This is a genomic window from Methylobacterium sp. yr668 (genome assembly GCF_900116245.1).
GTDB lineage: Bacteria > Pseudomonadota > Alphaproteobacteria > Rhizobiales > Beijerinckiaceae > Methylobacterium.
Genome location: NZ_FOZY01000076.1, coordinates 1 through 6,092, shown reverse-complemented (window position 1 = coordinate 6,092; position 6,092 = coordinate 1). Strand labels below are relative to the sequence as shown.

Annotated in this window: 4 protein-coding genes and 2 pseudogenes; 4 read left to right on the top strand and 2 right to left on the bottom strand. The window is 63.1% G+C overall.

The genetic code is table 11. From position 1 onward, the window contains the following. Window positions 1–464 precede the first annotated feature (464 nt). Window positions 465–962, top strand: a complete 498-nt coding sequence (locus tag BM419_RS31190) for a hypothetical protein (RefSeq protein WP_091928735.1) — start codon at window positions 465–467, stop codon at window positions 960–962. 258 nt (window positions 963–1,220) lie between these two features. Here BM419_RS31190 and BM419_RS31185 read toward each other — a convergent pair whose 3' ends face one another. Then, complete coding sequence (locus BM419_RS31185) at window positions 1,221–2,075, bottom strand: helix-turn-helix transcriptional regulator (RefSeq protein WP_091928734.1); 855 nt, start codon at window positions 2,073–2,075, stop codon at window positions 1,221–1,223. Between the two features lie 99 nt (window positions 2,076–2,174). Here BM419_RS31185 and BM419_RS31180 point away from each other — a divergent pair, with 99 nt between their 5' ends. After that, complete coding sequence (locus tag BM419_RS31180; RefSeq protein ID WP_091928733.1) at window positions 2,175–3,077, top strand: SDR family oxidoreductase; 903 nt, start codon at window positions 2,175–2,177, stop codon at window positions 3,075–3,077. 745 nt (window positions 3,078–3,822) lie between these two features. Next, window positions 3,823–4,863 carry an IS110 family RNA-guided transposase gene (locus BM419_RS31175; RefSeq protein ID WP_091928732.1) on the top strand — a complete coding sequence of 347 codons (1,041 nt, stop codon included), beginning with the start codon at window positions 3,823–3,825 and terminating at the stop codon, window positions 4,861–4,863. A 705-nt stretch (window positions 4,864–5,568) separates the two neighbouring features. Here the strand turns inward: BM419_RS31175 and BM419_RS31170 are convergent. After that, window positions 5,569–5,742: pseudogene (locus BM419_RS31170) on the bottom strand (DUF305 domain-containing protein); the annotation flags it as partial. 64 nt (window positions 5,743–5,806) lie between these two features. Between BM419_RS31170 and BM419_RS31165 the strand changes: the two are divergent. Further along, window positions 5,807–6,076 (top strand): annotated as a pseudogene (locus BM419_RS31165) (transposase); the annotation flags it as partial. Between the last annotated feature and the right edge of the window lie 16 nt (window positions 6,077–6,092).

Sequence of the window (6,092 nt, the reverse complement as noted above, 5' to 3'; positions counted from 1 at the left end):
GCCCTGGCGAACAAGATGGCGAGGATCGTCTGGGCCTTGATGGCCCATGGCGGCTCCTACAGAGCTCCGGCCACGGCGTGATCGCCACGGCCTGAGGCGTCAGGGAGGCAGGGAAGGTCAGCCGAGAGGTATGGCGCAACGGTCAGAAGACGGGGTCGGGAAAACCAGTGAATGGCCAAGCGCCTCGAGCGCGCCAAAGCGACTTGGACCCGATCCGCGCTCTCCATACAGGCCAGCAGCCGTGATGATGGCTGCATCAACAGGCCGGACACACGGCAGCACCTGATCCTGCGCGCACAAATCTCTCCAACACCCCCTTGAATCCGATGGGGCGTCCACACACGGTCATTCGTCGGCCGTTCGGCGACTTCGGCGCAAGTTGAAGACCGAGCCATCGCCGGGACACAATCAGAGGCTCGTTCGACCACCAACGAGTTCTGTAATGCCCCCCTTGAAGCAGCTCCATGCGCATCACCGCCATCGGTATCGCGACTTTCCTGGCTTGCGCGGTGCTGCCCGTTGCAGGAAGCTTGTCCGCAATGTCCGCCAGCGCCGATCTCACCGCAATTCTCGACGTCTGCGAGGCGACCTCCCTGGACGAGGCAGCGAATAGAGGCGAGCAACTCGGCTGGCCTAAAGCTCCTGAGGACCGTGACTGGCGTGCCGGCTTCGAGCGCCACAACGGCGGCCCGGTACAGGTCGTCGGCTGGCGTCGCACCGAGCGCGAGGGCGACGGGCTGCTGTCCTACTGGGTAGCATCGGGACGCCATCCCCACACAGCGTGCAGCTTCTCCACGGATCAGCCGGGCCTGCTGGAAGCCCTGCGCGACCGCTTCGGCACCCCCGATACCTTCGAGGAGCACGACGACATCATCACCGCCTTCTGGAAACGCGAAGAGGCCGAAATTTCCTTGACCCGGGTCGGGGCGAGCAGCAGCCTCAACCTCTCCCGTCGCGGCTGAGTGGGAATGGGAGCGGGGCGCCGCATCCTGAGTGTGGGCGGACTGGCAGAAGTCCACCTATACCGGCCCGGCGGCTCCCGACCCAACTCGGCCATTCAGCATCTCTTTGTCGATGCTCCGAAGCAGACGCGATATTCGTTGCGCATGATCAGGACGCCATCTGGGAAGGCGAAGCCCGTCCACGATGGACGACGGGACGATCTCCACCGACACGGTCGGCGCTGCTGCGACTTCCAAACGTCGATGCCGACCGCGCGGTTACAGCGACGGGTCTGTGCGGGTGCCGTCGCCGGGCCGACCATCGACCAGCCTGCGGATCTGCTTCCTGACGGACGGCGTGGTGGGGTTGTAGACGATCAGGCCGAGGTCGGGGCGACCGTCGACGGCGAAGGAGGAATACTCAAGCTCGATGGCGCCGAGGACTGGGTGCTTCAACCGCTTCGTCCCCTCGCCGTGATGGTGCACCTCGTTCTCGCGCCACAGCGCCGCGAAGTCCTCGCTCGTCCGGCACAGTTCCTCGACCAGCGCGCCGACCTCGGACGCCGCACCGGCGCGGGCCGCATCCGCACGAAACGCCGCGACCACGTAGCGGGCCACGCTGTCCCAGTCATGCTGGATCGCGCGAACCTGACTGGAGCCGAACATGCGGCGAAGGATGTTGCGCTCGCCCGGCGGGACCGTGTCCCAATCGGTCAGCACGACGGCCGAGGCACGGTTCCACGCGACGACGTCCCAGGTGGCTGTCTTGATCAGTGCAGGGCTGGTCTCCAGCGTGTCGAGCAGTCGCTGCAGCCGGGGCGTGACCCCCTTGGCGACCGCGTAGCGGACCTCCGGCGGGCGCCCGAGGCCCAGCATGAACAGGTGCTCGCGCTCGGCATCAGTCAGCATCAGACCGGCGGCAATGCGGTTCAGCACGTCCGCGGAGGGCGCACCGCCGCGGCCCTGCTCCAGCCACGTGTACCACGTCGCGCTGATGTTTGAACGCTGGGCGACCTCCTCCCGACGTAGGCCCGGCGTCCGCCTGCGGCCCGCGAACCCGAACGAGGACGGGTCGAGCTTCGCCCGCCGGTCCCGTAGATAGGCGCCGAGGGGATTCTCTGAGCCGGCCGGCATGGCGATCCTGTGAGAGATTATACCCTGATACGGTCACGTATTTTACGGTGACGCCAGCCGCAGGAAAGTGGGGTTTCCTCACAACGCGGACAGTCATCCATGCGCGTATTCCTCACGGGCGCTACCGGCTTCATCGGCTCGGCGCTCATCCCGGAGCTCGTTGCCTCCGGGCATCAGGTCCTGGGGCTGACCCGGTCCGAGGCCGGCGCGGCGGCGCTCCGCACGGCGGGGGTCGAGCCGCACCGGGGCGACCTCACGGACCGGGTCAGCCTACACGATGGGGCCGCCCGGGCCGACGGCGTGATCCATGCCGCGTTCGATCACGACGACTTTTTGGACTTTGTGGCCAACTGCGAGAAGGACCGGCGGGCCATCGAGGCCCTGGGCTCCGCGCTGAAGGGCTCGGATCGGCCCCTGCTGATCACGTCCGGCGTAGCGATGGGATGCCCGTCGTCCGGCCGTACGGCCACCGAGGACGTCTTCGACAGGGACCACCGGAACCCCCGTGTCGCCTCCGAAAAGGCGGGTGAGGCGCTCCTGCAGGCGGGCGTCAACGTGTCGGTGATGCGGCTCCCGCAAGTGCACGACACCGTCAAGCAGGGCCTCGTGACCTATCTTGTCGCCCATGCTCGAGCCAAGGGCGTCTCCGCCTATGTGGGCGACGGGGCGAACCGCTGGGCGGCGGGACCAAGGCGCGACGTCGCCCGCCTCTACGTGCTGGCCCTGGAGCGTGCCGAGGCGGGGGCCCGGTACCATGCCGTCTCCGAGGAGGGCGTCCCGCTTCGGGCCATCGCGGAAGCCGTCGGCCGGGGCCTTGGCGTCCCAGCGGCCTCCGTCGCGCCCGATGCCGCCGCCGCGCATTTCGGATGGTTGGCGGGGTTTGCCGGGGCCGACATGGCGGCGTCGAGCGCGTTGACGCGGTCCCGGCTCGGCTGGCAGCCTGACAGCCGGGGCCTCATCGCCGACCTCGACGCCATGGATTACGCCCGCGGTACAGCGTGAGGCGTCAGCGCCCAGCCGCATGATCGGTGGGGTCGTGGGCCGCGAAGTCCGGCCCGAGGTCCGTGGTCGAGGTCCGCACGAAGCCCTCTCGCGGCACGCGTTGTCATGCCCTTGGCCACGAGCATCAGCTGGAACTCGACGCCGGTCGGTGGTCGGTGGAAGCAGGCGGCGAGGAAACACGAACGTACGCTTCCACCCTACGTCGAGCGGAAGCAGACTGGCGGCAATCCACCCAAGCGGTCCTACGGCTTGCGACCCACGTCAGCCATTCGTGCCGCTGTCCGATCTTCCCGAAAGCAGCCATCGTTGGTTTCAAGGGAATTCGGCTCGGGATCGTGAGCTGTTATTGGATCTCTGGCCGAACGCCGACGCTCAGCTTCGCGCCCCGTCCATTCATTCCGCATCCGCCTCATGCGTCCGCTCGGATAGTCTTCCACGCATTCCCAGAACGACTGCTAATCGAGCTATTTAATCTGAACTTTCTTGCAGAACCGCATCATTAGCGTGAGCGCGAGCAAGCAGCTTTCCGGCGCCTCCTCGTTATTTAGCGTAAGGATCAAGATAGACGATTCTGTTCAATCGGGATCTATCTTGCTTGTTTCGCCGATTGGCAAACTGATAGCCAACCTTTCCCAATGGTGGAGTCGACATTCTCCCTACAATAGGTGCCGGCGCCTTCCGTCGGCGTCCGCGACCTACTGTTTCTATATTGAAAATAGCAGGTCACGTAGCACGGTTGCCGCAGATGACTCGTCACTATGTTGGTCTCGACGTAGCTTTGAAAGAAACTCAGATCTGCGTGATAGACGAAGAAACGAATATAATCGCAGAGTCAAAAGTTGACACCAATCCCGAGGCGATTTCTAATTTTCTGCGTGATCTTGGGCTAATATATCATCGCATCGGCTTGGAAACCGGCAGCCTCGCGCATTGGCTTTATATCGGACTGGCGAGAAGTGGATTGCCGGCCTTTGTTCTCGATGCACGGAAGGTAAAAGGCTTCCTCAGGCTGGAGACCATTAACAAGAACGACCGAAACGATGCTCGCGGCCTCGCGCGGATGATGTGCTTCGGGACGCCGCATGTGGTTCACGTCAAGTCGGAGCATTCTCAGAAAATGCGAGCCCTGTTGGCTGCCCGCAAGACGGTGCAAATTAAGATGATTGATCTAGAACTGTTCGTCCGGGGCATAATCCGGCAGTTCGGTCTCAAGCTTGGTTCGGTAAGCCGGACGAAGTGGGAGGCGCGCGTCCGCGAACTGATTGCAGGCGACTCTTTTCTTCGGGACGTAACCGAACCGGTTCTGACATGCTGGCGCGCGTTGCGGGCGCAGTTCGCAGAGCTGACCAAGCAAGTTTCGCGTATTACGCGCCTAGATCCGGTCTGCCGCCTGCTGATGACCTGCCCTGGGGTTGGACCCGTGATCGCACTGAGCTTCAAGAGCGCAGTCGACATTCCGGAGCGGTTTCAGAAGTCACGATCAATCGGCGCTGCTCTCGGGTTGACACCACGGCAGACACAGTCGGGCGAGGTCGACCACAGGGGCAAGATTAGCAAGGCCGGAGATCAAGCTCTACGGGCGCTGCTCGTCGAAGCAGCGTTTATACTGCTCAGGATGCCCCGGAGTTCGGCGCTCAAAGCCTGGGGGCTCCAAGTAGCCAAGCGCCGCGGAATTCAGCGTGCGGTCATCGCAGTGGCTCGTAAGCTCGCGGTGATCATGCACCGCATGTGGATGGACAACACCGAATTTCGTTGGCAAGACAGCGAGCTCATGAAGGCCACCTGACCGATGCGTGCCTTCCTCATCCTCATCGGGGATGCTCCTGAAATGTTAAGTAGTCGAGCATTGCGACGAGGTGTAGGGCCCGCTTCCACTAAGCTCCTCCACGGATAAGCTCTTCCACGGCGAGCACTGACGAGACGCAGAATATGGCGCAGGGTTCTAAGCCCGACATGTACGCATGCGCTCGGCAGTCTCTAGCTCGCTCGGGGGAGGTGAAGGCGAGACGCAGTATCGAGCGCCGAACTTCGAGTTCGTCTCGGGGAGTATTGCGCTCGCCTTCTCAAATTTTAATATATTCATCTCGGTCAATACAATGCAATCCACGCTACTGACGCGCCTATTTTGCGTGGCAGTTAAATGATCTGCAATTGGGAAGTCATTTATTGAAATAGGATGATCTCTTCCTTCGCAGGTCGTGAGCGGGTTTTGGCGATGCGTCTGCTCCGATGCGTTTCCGCTCGTAAACAGACTGGCTGAAAACCACCCCCAGCCGCCGTTCCGCACCCGACCCGCCCCGGTCGCGCAGGCTTGTGCGATAGCCGCCGGAAAGCGGACCTCGTGATTTATTGCCACGGATGGCAGCGTTTGCAGCCATAAGATAGAGAGTGTCTTTGCTGGCGGCTTGCATCTCGTTCACCTGGGCGGACGGGAGCCTTATCGGGTGAAGCGTGCTCGGGCCGCCCTGACTGGCTGCCCCGGCTTCCGCGCTTACTTGCCATGCCGCGCCAACCATGCCTCCATGTTGGAGATCTCCGTGACTTGGTCGGCAATGATTTTCTGGGCCATCGCCCTGGTGGCGGGATCGCTGGCGTGTTTCAGGGCGACCCTCGCCATGGCGACCGCGCCTTTGTGATGCGGGATCATGTGGGCGTAGAAGTCGACGTGATCCGCCCCCAATGAAGTGGTCCGCCCTTTGGTATGGCTTTCGAGCCTGGAGGACGGATCGATGTCGAGGAAGCGACCCAAGCCTGAGGAGATTGTCGCAAAGCTGCGGCAGGCGGACGTGCTGGTCGGCCAAGGCCAGAGCGTGGCGGAGGCGATCCGCGCGATCGGCGTGAGCGAGGTGACGTACTACCGCTGGCGGCGTGAGTACGGCGGCCTGAAGTCGGATCAGGTCCGGCGGATGAAGGATCTGGAGACGGAGAACCAGCGGCTCAGAAAAGCCATCGCGGATCTCACCCTGGACAAGTTGATCCTGCAGGAGGCGGCCCGGGGAAACTGATCAGCCCCGC